This window comes from Phytobacter sp. V91, assembly GCF_965644225.1.
Lineage (GTDB): Bacteria > Pseudomonadota > Gammaproteobacteria > Enterobacterales > Enterobacteriaceae > CBFFRJ01.
On sequence record NZ_CBFFRJ010000324.1, the window covers coordinates 1 to 407 of the forward strand.

At 45.2% G+C, this 407-nt stretch carries 1 protein-coding gene; it reads right to left on the bottom strand.

The window, feature by feature from the left end:
- The coding region (locus ACSZO4_RS25870) for a site-specific integrase (protein ID WP_437891936.1) at positions 1–407 on the bottom strand (407 nt) is incomplete at both ends.

The window sequence follows — 407 nt, forward strand, 5'->3', positions numbered from 1 at the left end:
TCTTCAAGCATCATCCTCACCCTGTTGAGATCAGTTTCAACATATTCCAGTGTCACTGCCGGCGTTGAATGCCCGAGTAACTCCTGCGCCATTTTAATATTACGATCAGGCTGGGCCATCAGGTTCGTTGCAATGGTGTGCCTGAATCTATGAGGGCTCACTGTAAAACTACATTCTTTTGAAAGCCTGCGGAAAAATGCTCGTAATGGAGGATGATCCATGTTGTCTGACTGGACTTTTCGGGCACCATCGAAACGCGAAATGTTGAATAACTGATCATTCATTTCAGCTCCACGCTCAACCGACTTATTAAAAAGATATTCAATCCTAGGCCTTAACTTCGCAGTAATGGGTACACGATGCTCCTTATGGTTCTTTGAACCTTCTGGCCTCAGGTTTATCCAGCC